This window comes from Longimicrobium sp. (genome assembly GCF_036399255.1).
In the GTDB taxonomy this organism is placed as follows: domain Bacteria; phylum Gemmatimonadota; class Gemmatimonadetes; order Longimicrobiales; family Longimicrobiaceae; genus Longimicrobium.
This window is the reverse complement of record NZ_DASWNM010000022.1, coordinates 44,590-64,183: the sequence shown is the minus strand read 5'-3', so window position 1 is coordinate 64,183 and position 19,594 is coordinate 44,590. Positions and strand designations below refer to the sequence as shown.

16 protein-coding genes and 2 tRNA genes are annotated in these 19,594 nt (G+C 71.6%); 15 read left to right on the top strand and 3 right to left on the bottom strand.

The features are described from left to right. The first annotated feature begins 9 nt into the window (after positions 1–9). The 9 genes from VGC13_RS03295 to VGC13_RS03260 all read left to right on the top strand — a co-directional run bounded on the left by VGC13_RS03295 (position 10) and on the right by VGC13_RS03260 (position 5,029). Entirely contained in the window at positions 10–702 is a 693-nt protein-coding gene (locus tag VGC13_RS03295; RefSeq protein WP_331123775.1) for a hypothetical protein, read from the top strand. Continuing rightward, a complete protein-coding gene (gene lptE, locus VGC13_RS03290) occupies positions 656–1,198 on the top strand; it encodes an LPS assembly lipoprotein LptE (RefSeq protein WP_331123774.1) in 543 nt (180 codons plus the stop codon). The genes VGC13_RS03295 and lptE overlap by 47 nt, the downstream gene beginning before the upstream one ends. After that, complete coding sequence (hemC, locus tag VGC13_RS03285) at positions 1,198–2,154, top strand: hydroxymethylbilane synthase (RefSeq protein WP_331123785.1); 957 nt, start codon at positions 1,198–1,200, stop codon at positions 2,152–2,154. The genes lptE and hemC overlap by 1 nt, the downstream gene beginning before the upstream one ends. Continuing rightward, the gene (gene rfaE2, locus VGC13_RS03280; RefSeq protein ID WP_331123773.1) at positions 2,151–2,651 is read left to right on the top strand and encodes a D-glycero-beta-D-manno-heptose 1-phosphate adenylyltransferase; all 501 of its coding nucleotides are present in this window, start codon (positions 2,151–2,153) and stop codon (positions 2,649–2,651) included. The genes hemC and rfaE2 overlap by 4 nt, the downstream gene beginning before the upstream one ends. Next, on the top strand, positions 2,644–3,369 hold the full coding sequence (rph, locus tag VGC13_RS03275) for a ribonuclease PH (RefSeq protein WP_331123772.1): 726 nt from the start codon (positions 2,644–2,646) through the stop codon (positions 3,367–3,369). Before rfaE2 ends, rph begins: the two co-directional genes overlap by 8 nt. Continuing rightward, the gene (rdgB, locus tag VGC13_RS03270) at positions 3,366–4,007 is read left to right on the top strand and encodes an RdgB/HAM1 family non-canonical purine NTP pyrophosphatase (protein ID WP_331123771.1); all 642 of its coding nucleotides are present in this window, start codon (positions 3,366–3,368) and stop codon (positions 4,005–4,007) included. The genes rph and rdgB overlap by 4 nt, the downstream gene beginning before the upstream one ends. Positions 4,008–4,298: 291 nt before the next feature. Next, positions 4,299–4,583 carry a non-canonical purine NTP pyrophosphatase gene (locus tag VGC13_RS33390; RefSeq protein WP_349264177.1) on the top strand — a complete coding sequence of 95 codons (285 nt, stop codon included), beginning with the start codon at positions 4,299–4,301 and terminating at the stop codon, positions 4,581–4,583. 285 nt (positions 4,584–4,868) lie between these two features. Further along, positions 4,869–4,942: transfer RNA gene (locus VGC13_RS03265), tRNA-Pro, on the top strand. Positions 4,943–4,955: 13 nt separating this feature from the next. Next, a tRNA-Arg gene (locus VGC13_RS03260) sits at positions 4,956–5,029 on the top strand. Between the two features lie 766 nt (positions 5,030–5,795). On the opposite strand, the gene VGC13_RS03255 is transcribed toward VGC13_RS03260, so the two are convergent. Continuing rightward, positions 5,796–5,942 carry a hypothetical protein gene (locus tag VGC13_RS03255; protein ID WP_331123770.1) on the bottom strand — a complete coding sequence of 49 codons (147 nt, stop codon included), beginning with the start codon at positions 5,940–5,942 and terminating at the stop codon, positions 5,796–5,798. Between the two features lie 397 nt (positions 5,943–6,339). Beyond that, the gene (locus tag VGC13_RS03250; protein WP_331123769.1) at positions 6,340–7,308 is read right to left on the bottom strand and encodes an AraC family transcriptional regulator; all 969 of its coding nucleotides are present in this window, start codon (positions 7,306–7,308) and stop codon (positions 6,340–6,342) included. Positions 7,309–7,557: 249 nt separating this feature from the next. Here VGC13_RS03250 and VGC13_RS03245 point away from each other — a divergent pair, with 249 nt between their 5' ends. The 6 genes from VGC13_RS03245 to VGC13_RS03220 all read left to right on the top strand — a co-directional run bounded on the left by VGC13_RS03245 (position 7,558) and on the right by VGC13_RS03220 (position 17,197). After that, positions 7,558–8,394: an SDR family NAD(P)-dependent oxidoreductase gene (locus tag VGC13_RS03245; protein ID WP_331123768.1), complete on the top strand. Its 837-nt coding sequence runs from the start codon at positions 7,558–7,560 to the stop codon at positions 8,392–8,394. A gap of 414 nt (positions 8,395–8,808) precedes the next feature. Next, positions 8,809–9,960, top strand: a complete 1,152-nt coding sequence (locus tag VGC13_RS03240; protein ID WP_331123767.1) for an SDR family oxidoreductase — start codon at positions 8,809–8,811, stop codon at positions 9,958–9,960. Positions 9,961–10,464: 504 nt separating this feature from the next. Continuing rightward, on the top strand, positions 10,465–12,738 hold the full coding sequence (locus VGC13_RS03235; protein WP_331123766.1) for a sensor histidine kinase: 2,274 nt from the start codon (positions 10,465–10,467) through the stop codon (positions 12,736–12,738). Next, entirely contained in the window at positions 12,735–13,199 is a 465-nt protein-coding gene (locus tag VGC13_RS03230; RefSeq protein ID WP_331123765.1) for a response regulator, read from the top strand. Before VGC13_RS03235 ends, VGC13_RS03230 begins: the two co-directional genes overlap by 4 nt. After that, on the top strand, positions 13,196–15,106 hold the full coding sequence (locus tag VGC13_RS03225; RefSeq protein ID WP_331123764.1) for a response regulator: 1,911 nt from the start codon (positions 13,196–13,198) through the stop codon (positions 15,104–15,106). Before VGC13_RS03230 ends, VGC13_RS03225 begins: the two co-directional genes overlap by 4 nt. Before the next feature lie 618 nt (positions 15,107–15,724). After that, a complete protein-coding gene (locus VGC13_RS03220; protein ID WP_331123763.1) occupies positions 15,725–17,197 on the top strand; it encodes a glycosyl hydrolase family 18 protein in 1,473 nt (490 codons plus the stop codon). Between the two features lie 101 nt (positions 17,198–17,298). Here the strand turns inward: VGC13_RS03220 and VGC13_RS03215 are convergent, their stop codons facing one another. Further along, positions 17,299–18,780, bottom strand: coding sequence for a carboxypeptidase M32 (locus VGC13_RS03215; protein ID WP_331123762.1), 1,482 nt, complete (start codon positions 18,778–18,780; stop codon positions 17,299–17,301). Positions 18,781–19,594: the final 814 nt, after the last annotated feature.

Sequence of the window (19,594 nt, the reverse complement as noted above, 5' to 3'; positions counted from 1 at the left end):
TCTGGATGGATGATCGCGATCCTGGCCGCCGCCTGCGCCCCGGCGCCGGTGGTGGAGACGGGGCCCGCGCCGCGGCCCGGCGTTCCGCAGACCCCCGAACAGGCGCAGTCGCAGGAGGAGATGCTGCGAACGGCGGAGGAATTGCGGCGCGCCACCGCGCCCGTCTCGCCGCGGCAGGTGAACTTCGGCTGGCAGTTGGACGAGGCGGGGGCGCGCTTTACGGGGCGCGGGGTGGCCCGCTTCGAGGCGCCGCGCCGCGTGCGGCTGGACCTGTTCGGTCCCCGCGGCGAAACGTACCTGGCCGCCGCCCTGGTGGACGGCGAAGTGCGCGCGCCGGCGGCGCTGCTGGAGCGCTTCGAGCTGCCGTCCCCCGCGCTGCTGTGGGGCGCCGTGGGCATCATCGCCCCGCCGGCGGAGGCGACCCTGCTGGAGGCGGCGACGCGCGGGGACGAGACCACGCTGCGCTACCGCCTGGGCGCGGACGTGCTGGAGTACCGCGACGTGGGCGGACGCCTGCAGTCCGTGCGGCGCCGCGGCGGCGGCGGCGTGGCCGAATCCATCGACCTGACGTACAACGGCGCGGGGCTGGCCCGGGCGCAGTACCGCGACTGGGCCGCGTTCCGAACGCTCAACCTGACCATCGAGTCATCCAACGATGTCGAGCAGTTTTCTGAAGACACCTGGCGTCCGGCGGGCACGTAACGCCGCGGGTGCGCTGCTGCTGCTCTCGCTGCTGGCGGGGTGCATGTACAGCTTCGTGGGCGGCGGGCTGCCGTCCAGCATCCGCCGCGTGTACATCCAGCCGTTCGACAACGAGACGCCGTACCAGACGCTGACGTCGGACCTGCTGCGCGAGATGCAGGAGCGGCTGCCGGGAAGCCTGGGCGTGCGCCTGGCGTCGGAGCAGACGGCGGACGCGTACGTGCGCGGCACCATCCGCTCGGCCGAAGAGCAGACCACCAACTTCGACCCGCAGCCGGACCCCACCGGGCGCATCTCGCGGCTGGAGGCGCGCGTGCAGATCAGCTTCGACGCCGAGATCTACGACGTGCGCAACGACCAGGTGCTGTGGCGCGGCAACGGCATCACCGCCATCGGCAACTTCGAGCCGGGGCGCGAGGACGTGGACGACGGACGCCGCAAGGCGCTGGAGCAGGTGGTGCAGAAGCTGATCGAAGGGGCGCAGTCGCAGTGGTGATGCTTCCCGCGCTGCGCATTGCCTCGCGTGGAAGCGAGCTGGCGCTCTGGCAGTCGCGCGCCGTGCAGGCCGCCCTGACCGCCGCCGATCCCGCGCTGCAGGTGGAGATCGACGTCATCAAGACCACGGGCGACCGGATCCAGGACGTCCCCCTGGCCAAGATCGGCGACAAGGGGCTGTTTACCAAGGAGCTGGACGCGGCGCTCCTTTCCGGCGCGGCCGACCTGGCCGTCCATTCGCTCAAGGACGTTCCCACGCGCCTCCCGGACGGACTCGTCCTGGCGGCCGTGACCACGCGCGAGGACCCGCGCGACGTGGTGCTGCTGCCGCCCGGGCGGCGCGGCGGGCTGTACTACGTCAAGACGGGGGCAAAGGTGGGCACCAGCTCCCTGCGCCGCCGCGCGCAGCTGCAGGCGCTGCGGCCCGACCTGGAGATCGCCGACCTGCGCGGCAACCTGAACACGCGCCTGGCCAAGCTGGACGCGGGCGCCTACGACGCCATCATCCTGGCCGCGGCGGGCGTGCTGCGCCTGGGGTGGGCGGAGCGCATCGGCCAGTACCTGGGCACGCCCGCGTGGCTCCCGGCGGTGGGGCAGGGGGCGCTGGCCGTCGTGGCCCGCGCGGACCGGCGGGACGTGCTCGATCGCCTCGTCCCGCTGCACGACCCGCACACCGCGGCCTGCACCACGGCGGAGCGGGCCCTGCTGCGCGCGCTGGAGGGCGGCTGCCAAGTGCCCATCGGCGCGCTGGGGACGGTGGATGGGGACGCCGTCGTGCTGCACGGGCTGGTGGCGGACCTGGACGGCCGGCGCATCCTTCGCGTGCAGGAGGTGGGATCGGTGGCGGACGCGGAGGAGGTGGGCCGGCGCGCGGCGGACGCGCTGCTGGCCAGGGGCGCGGGCGAGATCCTGGCCGGCATCCGCGCCGCGCTGGCCCCGGAGCCCGCCGCCCCGTGAAGCAGCCGACGCATCCCGCCGACAAGATCCTCTCCCGCGAGCAGGTGCTGGCCCGCTACGGGCCGCCCGGCCGCGGGCGCGTCGTCTTTACCAACGGCGTCTTCGACCTGCTGCACCGCGGCCACGTGGAGTACCTGTACGCCGCGCGGGCGCTGGGCGACGTGTTGGTCGTCGGCCTGAATACCGACGCCTCTACCCGGCGGCTGGGGAAGGGCGCGGACCGGCCGGTGAACGGGGAGGAGGACCGGGCGATGGTGCTGGCGGGCCTGGGGTGCGTGGACGCGGTGACGCTGTTCGACGAGGACACGCCGCGCGAGCTGGTGACGATGCTGCAGCCGGACGTGCTGGTGAAGGGCGGGGACTACACCGTGGAGACCGTGGCCGGCGCGGACGAGGTGATCGCCGCCGGCGGGCGGGTGGAGATCATTCCCCTGGTCCCCGGCCGGTCGACCACGTCCATTCTGCAGCGAGCAAGAAGGGGAGGGGAGGATGGCTGAGGAGACCAACCGCGCCGACGGCCGCGCGACGGGCGAGCTGCGCCCGGTGACGCTGGAGCGCGGCGTGGGGCTGTACGCCGAGGGCTCGTGCCTGATCACCGCCGGGCGCACCAGGGTGCTCTGCATGGCGTCGGTGGAGCAGGGGGTGCCGCCCTGGCGCAAGGGACGCGGCGAGGGGTGGGTGACGGCGGAGTACAGCATGCTCCCGCGCGCCACCAACACCCGCAACCGCCGCGAGCGCAAGGAGGTGGGGGGACGGACGCAGGAGATCCAGCGCCTCATCGGCCGCTCGCTCCGCGGCTGCGTGGACATGGCGGCCATGGGCGAGTGGACGGTCACCCTCGACTGCGACGTGCTGCAGGCGGACGGGGGCACACGCACGGCCTCCATCACCGGCGGCGCGGTGGCGCTGTACGACGCCTGCGCCTGGCTGCAGCAGCGCGCCGGGCTCTCCGCAACGCCGTTCAGCCACTTCGTCGCGGCCATCAGCGGCGGCATCGTGGACGGCGCCGTGGTGCTGGACCTGGACTACGCCGAGGACGTGCGCGCCGAGGTGGACCTGAACGTGGTCGCGCGCGAGGGCGGGGGACTGATCGAGGTGCAGGGCACCGGCGAGCACGGCGACTTCACCCCCGAGCAGCTGTCGGCGCTCGTGGGCCTGGCCTCCGGCGCCATCCGCGACCTGAACGCCCGCCAGCGCGCCGCCGTCGGCGGATGACGCGTCTCGTCGTCGCCACGCGCAACCCTGGCAAGGTGCGCGAGATCCGCGAGATCCTGGCGGACGCGCCCAACTGGGAGGTCGTGGGGCTGGACGACCTCGGCATCCCCGAGTCGCCGGAGGAAGACGACGTCGAGGCGTACGAGACGTTCGAGGAGAACGCCCTCGCGAAAGCCCGCTGGTTCGCCGCGAAGACAGGTGCGCTGGCGCTGGCGGACGACAGCGGCCTGTGCGTGGACGCGCTCGACGGCCGCCCCGGCGTCCGCTCCCGCCGCTTCGCCCCCGTGGACGAGGCGCGGGGCGAGCGGCAGGACGAGGCCAACAACCGCCACCTGCTCGCGCTGCTGGCCGGCGTCCCCGACGAGCGCCGCACCGCCCGCTACGTCTGCGCCGCGGCCGCCGCGTGGCCGGACGGGCGCGAACTGGTGCGCACCGGCACCTGCGAGGGCGTGATCCTGCCCGCGCCGCGCGGCACGGGCGGGTTCGGCTACGATCCGCTCTTCTACATCGAAGACGAGGGGCAGACCTTCGGCGAACTGCCGGCGGAGCGCAAGAACGCGCGCAGCCACCGCGGTCGCGCCGTGCGCGCGCTGGTGCAGGCGCTGTCAGCGGTTAACAAAAAGGGTGCGATCACCTAGGTTTTTCTGCTCAAACAGGGTGTGGCGCGGCTTGGTAGCGCGCCTGCTTTGGGAGCAGAATCCAGGCGCCCCGACTGAGCAGGACAGGCGCCAGTAGCTCAGCTGGATAGAGCCACGGCCTTCTAAGCCGTAGGTCGCTAATTCGAATCCAACTGCCCCATGGCGTCTGCCAACCCGCGCCAGCGGGAAAGTGCTTCTTCAAGCTCCTGAATCGAATAATACCAGACCCGGAAAAACAACACCTGTAGGTGTACAGAGGAACAGAGTCAAACGGAGAAAGCGAGTGGAAGCATGATCTCGTTTTCTCTGTCTGACTCTGTTCCTCTGTACGATTATTCTTTTTCAGGATCTAGTATTACACACACTTCGGCGATGCGCGCGGAGCACGTTGCGGGGCGTTGGAAGGCACATCGATGGGGTTTGGCTACGATCCGCTCTCGTACCTTGGGAGACGAGGGACAGACGTTCGGCGAGTTGCCGCCGCACCGCAAGAACGCGCGCAGCCACCGCGGGCGCGCCGTGCGCGCGCTGGTGCAGGCGCTGGCAGGGGTTGTTGCTAAACCTCAAAATCCATAAAGAAGCGGTGACTTCCTGAGGGAGCGCACCACATAAAGCCAGAAGTCACACTGCAGGCTGCGCGCGACCGAAGGACCTCGTCTCGGTGGCGCAGGGGCCAGATCAGGGCACGCGACCAGCCGCGCCGTTCTGCTGGCGAGGTTCTTCGGTCGGCGCCAGGGTGCAGTGTACAAGCGAGTTACGGGGCGGCGCCTCCCTCAGGAAGTCAATCACGCTCGGAGGTGTGGCAACACCCTCTCAGGGGTTGACGAAAAGGGTGAGATCGTCTAGGTTTTCTGCTCTGATCGGGGTGTGGCGCAGCCCGGTAGCGCGCCTGCTTTGGGAGCAGGAGGTCCTCGGTTCGAATCCGGGCGCCCCGACTGAGCAGGACAGGCGCCAGTAGCTCAGCTGGATAGAGCAACGGCCTTCTAAGCCGTAGGTCGCTGGTTCGAGTCCAGCCTGGCGCGTATCGGCTAAACCCCCGCGGTTGCTGCATCTGCAGCGATCGCGGGGTTTTTCGTTTTCAGGTCCTTCCAGCGATTTTCACAGTTTCTTTCACGATTTCGGCCCGGGCGTCATGCGGTCTCGCGGGGTATCGTTCCTTGTAGCACCCCTGCAAACGGCCTTCTCACCATGCCCGAACGCACCCAGGCCCGCCCCCGCGCGGCCGAGTCCGAACCCCGAGCGTACATCCGCTGGATCAACGGCCGCGCCTGCGCCGAGCTGGGTGCGTGGGCCACGTGGGGCGGCCGGCGCCAGGAACCCCTCGTCGCCACTGGACCTCGCCACGACGGCGACCGATCGGGAGGTCGCGCTGAACGACGAGGAGCCGCTGGTGCGGACACGCGGCGTGGGCGCTGAGGCGCATCGGCACCGAGGCGGCGCGGCAGGGGCTGCGGGGGAGGGAAGAGGTGTAGGAGGACGCGTGGGTGCGGGAGGAGATCGGGGTGGCGCTCGCGAGAGCTGAGGGCGCTGGTGAAGTGATCACCTGCAATGCCCGTTGGACGAGTTCCGCGTGATCGCGGCGGTTCTGGGCAACGAGGTTGTAGAAGGCAGGGCTCTTTGGCATTTCCGCGTCATCCATCCGCGCACCGCCCATCTGGTGCGAAGCCCGCCCTGATTTCACCTGAAATCAGGGCGGGCTCCGTCGGACCCTCTATCGAACCGGATCAAACGCGGGCGGCCGTGGCCGTCTCCAAGGGATGAAGGGGCTCGGGCAGGCGCCGCGGCGGCCTAGCAGTCGGCGCTGCAGAAGCACGAGACGATCAGGAAACCGTCGTCGTACGCGAGTGCCGCGTTCGGCGCCGTCTCCTCCACACCACCGGGGATGGCGAACGGCTCCACGTCCAGTTCTTCGATCTGCAGGCTCATCTTGTTCATCGGATCTCCGTTGTGGGGGGAAGCGGCGGCAAAGGTCCGCGTGGGGAGTTTACGGCGGGCGTACGGACGCGACAAGAGGCGCGTATGGCAGTCGATTATCTGGCGTTTATAGAGCGGAAGGCGGCGTGGGGGATGGTACGCGAGTCCGTGCGGGTGGAGCCGCGGTCCGTGCCGCTGCCGACGTCAGCCACGAGTTGGGGCTGTTGTCCCAGGTGCGCGGCACGCGGCATGGGCGCTGGGGCGCATCGGCACGGAGGCGGCGCGGCAGGCGCTGCGGGGAAGGGAAGAGGCGGAGGAGGACGCGTGGGTGCGGGAGGAGATCGCGGCGGCGCTCGGTGATCGCGCGGGCGCGCGCTGACGGGCACACGCACCGCCGAACTGCGCGTGGCGCCGTGGATCAGGTACCTGGACCTGCACCTGCCGCGGCGCCTCGCACCTGTTCGGCGTCTCGCCGCGGTGGCTGACCGAAGAGCCGGGCGTACTCGCGACTGAACTGCGATGCGCTCGCGTATCCCACCTCGTAGGCGACCGCCTCCGCGCTCGGCCCTCCCGAGAGCAGGCGGCGGCGAGCCTCCTGCAGCCGCAGCCGCTTCTGGTACTGGAGCGGGCTCATCGCCGTCGCCGCCTTGAAGTGTTGGTGCAGCGCCGAAGGGCTCATGTGGACCTGATTGGCGAGCGCCTCGACCTGCAGTGGTTCCGCGAAGTGCTCCCTGATCCAGGCGATCGCCCCCGAGACGCGCCGCAGGCGACCGTCTCCGATCGCCATCTGGGCCAGGCGCCCGAACTGCTCGCTCTGCAGAAGCCGATAATCGATCTCGCGCAGGACAAGCGGCGCCACCACCGGGATGTCTTCCGGCGTATCAAGGAGCCGCACCAGTCGGAGAAACCCTTCCAGGAGGGACGCCCGCAGGGGGCTCACGTAGAGCGCCCGCCCGTCGTGATCGTCGCGCGGAACCTGCCGACGCGTCTCCACGATCAAGCCCGCGAGCTCGCGCGGGTCTACGGTGAGCGTCATGCAGAGGTAGGGCTCCTCCGGGCTGGCTTCCAGAACGTGGCTGACGACCGGCAGCTCCATCGAAACCGCCAGGTACCGGGAGCGGTCATACACGTAGGTGGTATCACCGAGCGTCACCTGCTTCCGCCCCTGGACCACCACGTACACCGCGGGGTCCTGAAGCACGTGCGCCGGCTCCGTCGGATGCGAGAACCGGTAGAGCTTCAAGGCCGGGATGGCGGTCGCATGCATCCCGTCCTGGCCAGTTCGACGATCGAGAAGCCACGCGAGCTCACTCCGGAGCGCTTCCGCGCGGATGTCCTCCGAACCCGCGTCCGCGGGCTGAGCCGATTTTCCGGCGTGCGGTGCCATGACTTCGCCCTCCCTGCTGGGTAGACCCTCTCTCCCGGACGCCCGACGATACACCCGCGCCCGCTTCGGTTCCAGCGTCGTGGAGGAATAGGCAAGCATCGTCCACGATCAGGCACGGTGAGGAGAAGCGAATGCGGCTACATTTCTCGCCGTGGGAGAGGCCCGGGATCAGCGGCCGTCAAGAGGGGACAGGAAGAATGAGCCCCCAGGCTGCTTCACGAACGCAGATGTACCGGAAGAAGGGATAACATGAACAGCAAGAAGACCTGGCTCATCACCGGCGCGGGACGTGGCATGGGCGTGGAGTTCGCCAGGGCGGCGCTGGCGGCTGGCCACGACGTCGTGGCCACCGGCCGCAACCCCGAGGCCGTCGCGAAGGCCGTCGGCGACGGCCTGTTCGCCGTAAAGCTCGACGTCACGCAGCGTGGCGACGCAGAGGCGGCGGTGAAGGCCGCCGTCGAGCGGTTCGGGCGGATCGACGTGCTGGTCAACAACGCGGCGATCTTCGAAGCCGGCTTCTTCGAGGAGCTGACGCCGGAGCAGATCGAGCGGACGCTCGCCGCGAACCTCGTCGGCCAGATGGACGTCACGCGGGCCGTGCTGCCACTGATGCGCGCGCAGGGCGCCGGGCACGTCGTCACGATCTCGTCGACCGCGGGGCTCGCCTCGGGCGTCGAGTTCACGAGCGCCTACGCCGCGTCCAAGTTCGGCCTCGAGGGATGGATGGAGGCGCTCCGCGTCGAGGTCGCGCCGTTCGGCATCCACACCACCGTGGTCAATCCGGGCTTCTTTCGCACGGAGCTCCTGTCGGAACAGTCGACGCGCTACGCCGAGCCGTCCGTGGCGGACTACGACGCGCGCCGCGGGCCGTTGATGGCCGCGTGGACGGCGACGCACGGGCAGCAGGCCGGCGACCCGGCGAAGCTCGCGCAGGCGCTGCTCACCATCGCGAGCCAGCAGCCGCCGCCGCGCCGCTTTCTCGCGGGCGCCGACGCCATCAGCACCGCCGAGCAGAAGATCGCCGACCTGCAGGCGGACATCGAGTCCAACCGGCAGCTCTCGACCTCGCTCGCGTTCGACGCGTAACACCCGAGCTGTCGACGTCATGATGAAACGTCGAGGAGACTACCCGGGAACAAACAGGAGCAGGTGACGTGGCGACGGGAGAATCGGGATGCACCGTACACCAGATTTGCCCTCGCCCGACCACTTGCGCGATCAGGGTTTCTTTCACAGATTCTTTCACGGTCATCGCGTGCTGCCGGGAGACGCGCGGTGACAGAAGCCTAGTAGAATCGCCGGGTTTTCGAGTAGCTCGATAACGCGTCGGGACGATGGACACGGCCTTCCAGGCCTTCAAGGTCCAGCCTGGCGCGTACGCTGAAGTTGAGCCCTCACCAGACGTGCGGTGGGGGCTTTTCTGTTTCCGGTGTCCGGCCGAGCGCGCCGCGGCACCCGTGCTGGATGAGAGACCGTGGATCGCCCCTCGCGAATCGTGTGATGAGGACAGTCTACCTGACGGGCGGAACCGGCTTTCTGGGCAGCCACTTCATCCGCAGCTACCTGCTGGGCGGGCCCTATGACGTGCAGTGCTTCGTCCGCGGGGCCAGTCCCGAGGCGTGCGCGCTGCGCCTGCACGAGACGCTGCGCGCGGCGGACGCCAGCTACCCGGACCGCCGCCTGTGGGGGCTGGACGCGCTGACGGCCATCCCCTCCGACATCACGCTGCCGGCGTTCGGGCTGGGGGAGGCGTTCTTCGCGGACCGGGCGGGGCGCGCGGACGCGACCTTCTTTCACTTCGCGTCGTCGCTGCAGTACCAGGAAAAGGACCGGCGGGTCATCCACGACCACAACATCGGCGGGCTGCGGCACGCGGTGGACGTGGCGGCCGCGCTGGGGTGCGGCGTCTTCTACTACGTCTCTACCGCGTTCACCGTGGGCGTGCACGAGGGGCCGGTGCCGGAGGCGCTGCACCGCAACGCGCGCTTCAACAACTACTACGAAGAAACCAAGTGCCAGGCCGAGCACCTGATCACGGAGCTCTGCCGGGAGCGCGGGATCTCGCTGGTCATCGTGCGGCCGTCCATCGTCGTGGGCCCTTCGTCCACGCACGGGACGGGCGGCAGCCGCACCGGGCTGTACGGCTTCATCCGTGAGCTGCACCGGCTCAAGCGGCAGCTCCGGCACACGGACGCGGCGCTTTCGCTGTACGGGAGCACCGAGTCCGAGATGAACCTGGTGCCGGTGGATTTCGTCTGCCACGACATCGCGTCGCTGTACCGCGACGGGGTGCGGGAGGGCGTGTACCACTGCACCGCCGGCCAGAACGTGCGCGTGCAGGGGCTGACGGAGCTGATCCTGAAGCACCTGGAGCTCACCAGCGTCACCTTTCGCGCGTTCGCCGAGTTCGACGAAGCGACGGCGTCCCCCATCGAGCGGGTGCTGCTGCGCGACACGGCGTTCTACGCCACGTCCACGGCCGGCACGAAGGTGTTCGAGCGGCGCCGCGGGCCGCGCTGGCCCATGGACCTGGACGAGGTGGAGCGGTACGTGATCGAGGGCGTGCGCGCCGTGGAGGGCGTCGGCGCGCTCGCCAGGCAGGCACGGGGCCGGCGCCATGTGGAGAGCCGGGGCGCCCGCCGGACGGCGTGAGCGCTCCCCGTTCCCGCCCGTCCTTCCCAGCCCGGGCTAAAGCCCGGGGCTGAAAATGCCAAAAGCCCCGTCCTGGCTCGCTAACGCTCGCCAGACGGGGCTTCAACTTCGTGCACGGGCGAGCCCAAACGCGTGATCGTCCGATCACGATGGCGCCCTGCGCGAGCAGGTGAAGCCCCGTTCGGCGAGCGCCAGCGAGCCGAGACGGGGCTTATGGCCGTTCCAGCCCCGGGTTTCAACCCGGGGTGCAGGCGGCGGTCGCAACCCGTGGTGCCGAGCCCGCGGTGTCGAGCCCGCGGTGGGTGTCGGGGCCTTTCCGCACCCGCCCGTGGCGCCGGGGGCGGTGTGCATCTCGTCTCGTTGCGCAAAACGGCTCGCGGTCATTAGATTGGCCCTTCTGTAACGCCTCTGCCGCCACACCGCTCCCCCCCGCCGAACCGTTCGGCCGCCGCCCCGGGCCGCCGCCTCCGGCTTTCCCTTCCCGTGCTCTACATGCCCACAAGAATGGCGACCGGACCGCTGCGCGGGTCAAGGCGGGCGGCGGAGGCGTGCTGCGCGGGCGCCGCGGCCATCGGCGCCATGGTGCTGGCGGGGTGGTACGCGGGGGCGCCCGCGGTGCTCCGGCTGGTGCCGGGCGCCGTGGCCATGCAGTTCAACACCGCGCTGGGACTGCTGCTGGGCGGCGCCGGCGCGGTCGCCGCCGCGAGGGGACGCGACCGGCTGGCCGCCGGCTGCGGCGGCGCCGCCGTCCTGCTGGGGGCGGTGACGCTGGCGGAGTACGCCACCGGGCTGGACCTGTGGATCGACCGCCTGGCGTGGGCCGCCGGGGTGAGCCGCGGCATGGCGGAGTACGCCACCACGCAGGTGGCGGCGCCGGGACGGATGGCGCCGAACACCGCCGTCTCGTTCGTGCTGGCCGGCCTGGCGGTGGTCCTGCTCCGCGCCAGGCCGCGCGCCGCCGGCCCCTCGCGCGCCGCCTCGGCCCTGGGCGCCCTGTGCGCGGGAATCGCCCTGATCGCCCTGCTGGGCTACGCCAGCGGCACCACCGCCGCCTACGCGTGGGGCCGCCTGACGCAGATGGCGGTGCACACCGGCGCCGGCCTGCTGCTGCTGGGCGGCGGGACGGCCGCCCTGGCGCTGGCCGGGCAGGCGGAGCGCGGGCACCCCGTCACGGGCGAGCTTTCCTGGCTGGCGGCGCTGGCCGGCGGCGTGGTGACCCTGGGGCTGTGGAACGCGCTGACCGACCAGGAGCACCGCTACATCCGCGCGGCCGTGCAGCAGAGCACCCGCGGCGTGGCTGGCGACCTGTCGGCGCAGGTGCAGCAGCGCATGCTGGCGCTGGTGCGGATGGCCGGGCGCTGGGAGGTCCGCGGCCGCCCGCTGCGCGACGAGTGGGAGCACCAGGCCGCGCTGAACCTGGCGCACTTTCCCGGCTACCGCGCCATCGAGTGGGCCGACTCGACCGGCACCGTGCGCTGGGTGGTGCCGCTGCGGGGAAACGAGCGCACGATGGACTTCAACCTGCGGCGCGAGGCCAGCCGCCGCGCCGCCTTCGACGGCGCGCTCGCCGCCGGCCAGCCCCGCCTGTCCCGGGCGGTGGACCTGGTGGTGGGCGGCACCGGGTTCCTGATGGTGGCCCCGGCGCGCGCCCCCGCCGGACCCGACGGCGCGGTGGTGGGGCTGTTCCGCGCCGAGTCGCTCATCGGCACCGTGCTCGCCGCGGGCGCGGCGCCGGGGTACCGGGCCGCCGTGTGGGAGGGGGACCGGCGGCTGTACGGCCCCGCCAGCGCCGGTCCGTGGTCGCACGAGGTGCAGGTGCCGATGTACGGGGTGACGTGGCGGGTGCGCGCCTGGCCCGAGGCGGCCACCCTGGCCCGCATGCGGTCGCGGGGGCCCGCGCTGGCGCTGCTGCTGGGAACGGCCATGACCGCGCTGCTCGCCTGGGCGCTGGCCCAGTTTCACCGGGCGAGGCTGCGCGAGGCCGAGGCCGCGGCCACCAGCGCGCGGCTGCGCGAGGCGGCGGCGGTGCGCGAGCGGGCGGAGCGGGAGCTGGCCGCGCAGGCCGCCGAGCTGGAGCGCTCCAACCTCGAGCTGGAGCAGTTCGCGTACGTGGCCAGCCACGACCTGCAGGAGCCGCTGCGAAAGATCCAGGCCTTCGGCAACCTGCTGCTGAGCGAGGCGGGCGACGGGCTGGGCGAGAGCGGGCGCGACTACGTGGTGCGCATGCGCGCGGCGGCGCTGCGGATGCAGGCCCTGATCCAGGACCTGCTCGCCTACTCCCGCGTCTCGCGCCGGGGCGAGGAGCCGGCGCCGGTGGACCTGGGCCGGGTCGCCCGCGAGGTGCTCTCGGACCTGGAGGGGCGGATGGCGGCCACGGAGGGCCGGGTGGAGATCGGCCCCCTTCCCACCGTCCGCGCCGACCCCACGCAGATGCGGCAGCTGCTGCAGAACCTGATCGCCAACGCCCTCAAGTTCCACCGCCCCGGCGTCCCTCCGCACGTGCGGGTGGGGGCCGAGCCGGCGGACGGCGGGTCCGGGTGGCGGCTGCGGGTGGAGGACAACGGGATCGGCTTCGACGAGCGGTACCTGGACCGCATCTTCAGCCCCTTTCAGCGCCTGCACGGCCGCACGGAGTACGAGGGGACGGGGATGGGGCTGGCCATCTGCCGCAAGATCGCCGAGCGCCACGGCGGCGCCATCACCGCCCGCAGCGCTCCCGGCCAGGGCAGCACCTTCACGGTGGACCTTCCCACGCACCCCGAAGAGACGACGACATGACGGACTCCGCCGGCGAGCCGCTGACGATCCTGATGGCCGACGACGACCCCGACGACTGCCTGCTGGCGCGCCTGGCGCTGGAGCGCGAGGGGCTGCACGGCACCCTGCGCACGGTGGGCGACGGCGAGGAGCTGATGGACTACCTGCGGCGGCGCGGCCCCTGGGCCGACCCGGCCGCTTCGCCCAGGCCGCACCTGATCCTGCTGGACCTGAACATGCCCCGCAAGGACGGCCGCGAGGCGCTGCAGGAGCTCAAGGCCGACCCCGCGCTGCGGCAGATTCCCGTGGTGGTGCTCACCACCTCGCGGTCCGAGGAGGAGATCTACCGCAGCTACGACCTGGGGGCCAACTCCTTCGTCACCAAGCCGGTCACCTTCGAAAGCCTGGTGCAGGTGATGCGCAGCCTGAACCTGTACTGGCTGCGCACGGTCTCCCTTCCTCCCCGTCCCCCCCGTCCATGAGCCCCCCGCTGCGCGTCCTGCTGGTGGAGGACGACCCCGACGACCTGCTGCTGACCCGCAAGCTGGTCGAGGCCATCCCCGACGAGCGGGTGGACCTGGCGTGGGCGCCCACCTTTCGGGCGGCGCTGGACGCCATCGGGCAGACGGAGTACGACGTGCTGCTGGTGGACTACGGCCTGGGAGAGCACACCGGGCTGGACTTCATCCTCGAGGCGCGCCGCCGGCACTGCACCACGCCGGTGGTGGTGCTCACCGGGCTGGGCGACCGCGCGCTGGACCAGCAGGCCATGCGCAGCGGCGCCACCGACTACCTGGTCAAGGGACAGCTGGACGCGCCGATGCTGGGGCGCACCCTGCGCCACGCCGCCCAGCGCCACGAGGCGGGCCAGGCGGCGGCACGGCTGGCGGCGGTGGTGGAGTCGTCCAGCGACGCCATCTACACGGTGGGGCGCGACGGGATCGTCGAGACGTGGAACCCGGCGGCCGAGCGCATCTACGGCTACGGCGCGGCCGAGATGGTGGGCCAGCCGGTGCTGCGGCTGGCCCCGCCCGAGGCCGCCGAGGAGCTGGGGGGGGCGCTGCGCACCGCGCTGGCCGGCGAGCGGGTGGAGGCGTCCGAGACGGTGCAGCTGTGCCGCGACGGCCGCCGCATCTCCGTCTCCCTTTCCCTCTCCCCCGTACGCGACGCGGCCGGCGGGGTGCGGTTCGCCTCCCTGATCGCACGCGACATGACGGAGCGCAAGCGGCTGGAGGAGCAGTACCGGCAGGCGCAGAAGCTGGAGGTGGTGGGGCGGCTGGCGGGGGGCGTGGCGCACGACTTCAACAACCTGCTCACCGCCATCGGGGGCACGGCGGCGGTGCTGCTGGACGACCTGCCGGAGGGCAGCCCCCTGCGCGCCGACCTGCTGGACATCCGCGGCGCCAGCGAGCGCGCCGCCTCGCTCACCCGGCAGCTGCTGGCGTTCAGCCGCAAGCAGGTGCTGCAGCCGCGGGTGCTGGACCTGAACACGGTGGTGGCGGGAACGGACCGCATGCTGCGCCGGGTGATCGGCGAGGACGTGGAGCTGGTGACGGTGCTTTCTCCCGGCGCCGGGTGCGTGCGGGTGGATCCCGTGCAGGTGGAGCAGGTGCTGAGCAACCTGGCGCTCAACGCCCGCGACGCCATGCTCTCCGGCGGCCGGCTGCTGGTGCAGACGCGGGAGGTCGCGGTCCCGGAGGGCGGCTCGCCCGACTGGCCGGGCGTTCCCGCCGGCGCGCACGTCATGCTGGCGGTGAGCGACAACGGCACGGGGATGGACGACGAGACGCGCGCCCGCATCTTCGAGCCGTTCTTCACCACCAAGCCGCAGGGCAAGGGAACGGGGCTGGGGCTGGCGACGGTGTACGGCATCGTGCAGCAGAGCGGCGGGCACGTGCTGGTGCACACCGAGCCCGGCCACGGCACCACCTTCCAGATCTTTCTTCCCCGCGTGGCCGCCGCCCCCGAGCCGGAGCCGCCCGCCGCCACCACGCCCCCGCCGCGGGGCACCGAGACGGTGCTGCTGGTGGAGGACGAGGCGCCGGTGCGCACGCTCATCCGGCGCATCCTGTCGCGGCAGGGGTACACGGTCCTGGAGGCGGCCGATGGCGAGGAGGGGGTGCGCGTGTGGCGCGAGCACCGGGCACGGGTGGCGCTGGTGGTCACCGACGCGGTGATGCCGCTGATGGGCGGGCGCGAGATGGCGCGCCGCATCCGCGAGGTGCGGCCGGAGCTGCCCATCGTGTTCATGTCCGGCTACTCGCAGGACGAGCGGAGCATGCGCGAGCCGCTGGACGGCACCGAGTTCATCCCCAAGCCCTTCGACATGGACGAGTTCGCCCGCACCGTCCGCCGCGCCCTGGACGGCGCCGCGGCTCCCGCGTCCTGACCGCCGGCGCCACGGGGCAAGGCGCCGTCTTCGCCACCCGCCCGCGTTTCGACGAAGCCCCACCGGGTCGAAGCCCGGGCAGGAACCGCGACAGGCCCCGGCCGGCGACGCCTTATCCTAATACCAGATCCTGGAAAAGAATGATCGTACAGAGGAACAGAGTCAGACAGAGAAAGTGAGCTGAGGCATCATCCTGGTTCGCCTGTCCGACCCGGTTCCTCCGTACTCGTGAACCTGTTGTTTCCCGGATCCGGTACACGCCGCGGTTCGCTGGTTCGAGTCCAGCCTGGCGGGTAGACGAACTCGATTCCCGCGATTGCTGCCCCTGCAGCCGTCGCGGGATTCTTCGTTTGGAGCCCTTTCGGCGGCGTTCACGTTTCCGGCCCTCCGAACCCCGCGGCGGGTCCGGGCGGCGCTCCCCCCGCACGTTTTCCCCGGGAGCGGGCCTACGCCTCCGCCGTCCCCCTTCTCGCGCGAGGTGTGGAACCTTTGTGTAAGCGATTGCCATGGCTTGATTTAGGATCATTCTTCCAGCACGGATGTTGCCCAGCGCGCCCCCACGCCCGGACGGCAGGATGCGTCCGCGGCGGCGGGTACTCTTTGCATGCTGGAGGTCATATGCGGAGCAGCGGGCCATTCTTTGTCGCGGCGCTTTTCGCCACCCTCGCCGCGTGCGCGGACGAGCCCACGGGCCCGTCCGCGCGCGAGGCGGGGCCGCGGGTGCAGCCCGCCCCGGCCATGAACGCCACCACCTCCCGGGTCGTCGCCTACCTGCCCACGTGGTACGCGGGGTCGCTGGACTCCATCCGCTACGCCAGGCTGACGCACATCAACTACGCCTTCATCGACCCCACCCCCAGCGGAGGCCTTGCCGGGCTGCCGATGAGCGGCGACGCGCGCCTCACCAGCCTGGTGCAGAAGGCGCACGCCGCCGGGGTCAAGGTGCTCATCTCCATCGGCGGATGGAGCGGCGGCGACGACTCCGGCTTCGTGCAGATGTCCGCCAGCAGCACCGCCCGGGCGGCGTTCGTGAGCAACGTGGTCGCCTTCGTGGGCAACTACGGGCTCGACGGCGTGGACATCGACTGGGAGTACCCCGACGCCGGCACCGCCGAGGCCACCAGCTATGCCACGATGATGAGCGAGCTGAACACGGCGCTGGACGCCCAGGGCAAGCTGCTCACCGCGGCCGTGGCGGCCGGCGGCTACTACGGCAACGGCATCCTTTCGCAGGTGTTCGGCTACGTGGACTTCATGGTGCTCATGGCCTACGACGGCGGCACCCCGCACTCCACCTACGCGTACGCCGACGCCTCGCTGGACTACTGGCTGGGCCGGGGGCTGCCGGCCTCCAAGGCCGTGCTGGGCGTGCCCTTCTACGGGCGCGACTCGGGGAGCGGGTACAAGGCGTACCGCACCATCGTCCGCGACGACGCGCAGGCCCCGTACGCCGACCTCAGCGGCGGCTTTCACTACAACGGCCTGGAGACGATGAAGAAGAAGACCACCCTGAGCCTGCAGCGGGGCAGCGGGGTGGGGATCTGGGAGCTCACGCAGGACACCACCCTCGCCGCCATCAGCCTGCTGGAGGCGATCCACACCGCCATGAACTCTCCCGTCCCGCCGTACGACTACACCCGGGTGGTGTACGACGACGCGCTGGTCCCGGGGTGGGCCAGCCAGTCGTGGGACGTCACGCTGAACTTCGCCAGCACCTCGCCCGTGCACCTGGGGAGCAAGGCGGTCTCGGCCACGTACACGGCCGCGTGGGGCGGCATCTACCTGCGCCACGGCAGCGGGGTGGGCCCCACCGGGCTCACGAAGCTGGAGCTCTACGTCCACGGCGGCACGGCCGGCGGGCAGGACCTGCGGGTGCAGATCGGCGAGCCGGGCGGCTGGCTGGCCACCAGGGTGCGGGTGACGAACTACATCGAGGGTGGATCGGTGGCGGCCGGCGCCTGGCGCAAGGTCACCATCCCGCTGTCGGTGTTCGGGGTGACCACCAACCCCATCGCGCGGCTGGCCATCACGGACGGCACGGGCGCCGCGCAGCCCACCTTCCACGTGGACCACATCCGCTTCGTCCCGTAGCGGCGCGGGCGCAGCCGATCCGCCGCCCGGGCCTCTTACGACGGGGCCCGGGCGGTGCGCGTCCGCAGGTGGCGACGGCGGAGGATGCGCATCACCCCGGACTACAGCCCGTAGACCGGCCGCAGCTTCCCCTCCAGGTACCGCAGCAGGGGCTCGTGGCCCAGCGGCCGGCCGGTGGCGCGCTCGCAGAGCTCGGGGGCGGTGTAGCGGCGGCCGTGGGCGTGCACGTTCGTCCGCAGCCACCCCAGCACCCCGCCGAACTCGCCCCGGCGCAGCTGGTCGTCCAGGTCCGGCAGCTCGGCACCGAGCGCGTCCCACAGCTGCGCCGCGTACAGGTTCCCCAGCGTGTAGGTGGGAAAGGAGCCGATGGCGCCCATGGACCAGTGGATGTCCTGCAGCACACCCTCACGGTCGGTGGGGACCTCCAGCCCCAGGTCGGAGCGCATCCGGTCGTTCCACGCACCCGGCAGCTCCGCCACCGGCAGGTCGCCGCGCAGCATCGCCCGCTCCAGGTCGAAGCGCAGCATGATGTGCAGGTTGTACGTGGCCTCGTCGCTCGAGACGCGGATCAGGCTGGGCTCCACCTCGTTCAGCCCGCGAAAGACGGTGTCCACGTCCAGCCGCGCGACGGCGGGGTTGGATACCTGTCGCTGCAGCTCGGGGAGTGCCCACTCCCAGAACGGCCGGCCGCGGCCCACGAAGTTCTCCCACATCCGCGCCTGGCTCTCGTGGATGGCCCGGCTGGCCGCCTGCGCCAGCGGCAGGCCAAAGCGCCCGGCCTTGGGCAGCCCCTGCTCGTAGAGCCCGTGTCCCGTCTCGTGCATGGCACCGTGCAGCGCGCTCAGCAGCAGCCCGCCATCGTAGCGCGCGGTCAACCGGGTGTCACCCGGCCCCGCGCCCACGCAGAAGGGATGGGTGGATGCGTCCAGGCGTCCGCCGTCGAAGTCGAAGCCCATCCGCTCCACCACACCGCGGTTGAACGCCACCTGCGCCTCCGTCGCCAGCGGAATGCGCATCCATCCCGTGTCCGGCCCGGTGCCGTTCTCGCGCAGCTCGCGGATCAGCGGCACCAGCCCGGTCCGCAGCTCGCCGAACACGCGATCCAGCTCCGCCGCGCGCATTCCCGGCTCCAGGTTCTCCAGCAGCGCATCGTACGCCTCGCCGCCCTCGGGAACGCCTCGCGCGTCGGCCGTGTCACGGTTGAGCCGGACCAGCCGCTCCAGCCAGGGCGCGAACGCGGGAAAGTCATCGGCCTCGCGCGCCGCGCGCCAGCGGTGCATGGCCAGCGTGCTCACCGCCGCGGTCTCGCGCACCAGCTCCATGGGCAGCCGCGCCGCGCGGTCGAAGTCGCGGCGCAGGGTGCGCAGGTTGGCGGCGGCGTCCGGGTCCGCCATCACCTCCGCGTCGGCCTCGCAGGCGGCGATCAGCTCGCCCACGTGCGCCGAGGTGCGCCGCTCGTGCAGTACCGTCGACAGGATCGCCGCCTGCTCGCTCCGCAGCCCGGCGGCGGCGGGCGGCATCATCACCTCCTGGTCCCACGTCAGGGTGAGATGGATGGAGCCCAGGACAGCCAGCTCGCGCATCTCTGTCTTGAGACGCGCGTACGGGGCGCTCGCTTCGGGTCGCGGTGCGTAAACCATTTTGGCTGGTGCCGGCGAGGGGCGGTTGGATGGATGGCGGACGCGGCGAAAGAACGCCGGCGCGGCCGCGCGGGGTGGTTCACGCGCGGGGGGATTTCCCGCGGGGCGCGGACCCGCGCATCCAGGCGAACCCCGCACCCGGAGCGAACGGGTCCGACGGGCCGGCCGCGAGGCGGATGGATCCGCCGTCGGGCATCCGCGAACGCCCGGCTTGACGCGCCTCGCGGAACGGCTCCGCGGGGGAGGCAGGTTCCGTGCGCGGCGCGGCGGCGCCGCGGCTACGGAACCGGGTTCCGGTCCGAGGTCCGGACGGCGCTCGTCGTGCTTTCGCCGGCTCACGGCGGCCGCCGCACGAAGGGCGGCGTGCCCGCGGAGAAGGCGGATGGCGGCCGAAGGCCATCCCCCCCTCGCGCCTCCGGACACCCATGCCCGGAGCGCGGACGTTCCGGTGCGGGACGCGTCGTGGGCGGCCCCGCTCTCCGGATCGGAGCGAGGCACCGATGGTTGACGTCCGTCCCGGGCCGGGTTATAGTCCCCCACTTCACGACACAAACATAAGCTGATCGTGGCCCCGGTGCACGACCCACCGCGCGTCGGCGTGGCCTGTCCCCGGGTTCATCCATCCGTGCGGTCCCGGAGATCCGGTCCGGGCTTGGCGCTGCACCGCCCGGCGAAGCGTCGCCGCGACGCGGGGACGCTCACGATCCGGCGGGGAGGCGGCCTCGGAGCGTGTTCAAGAATTCGACGCTGCGCATCC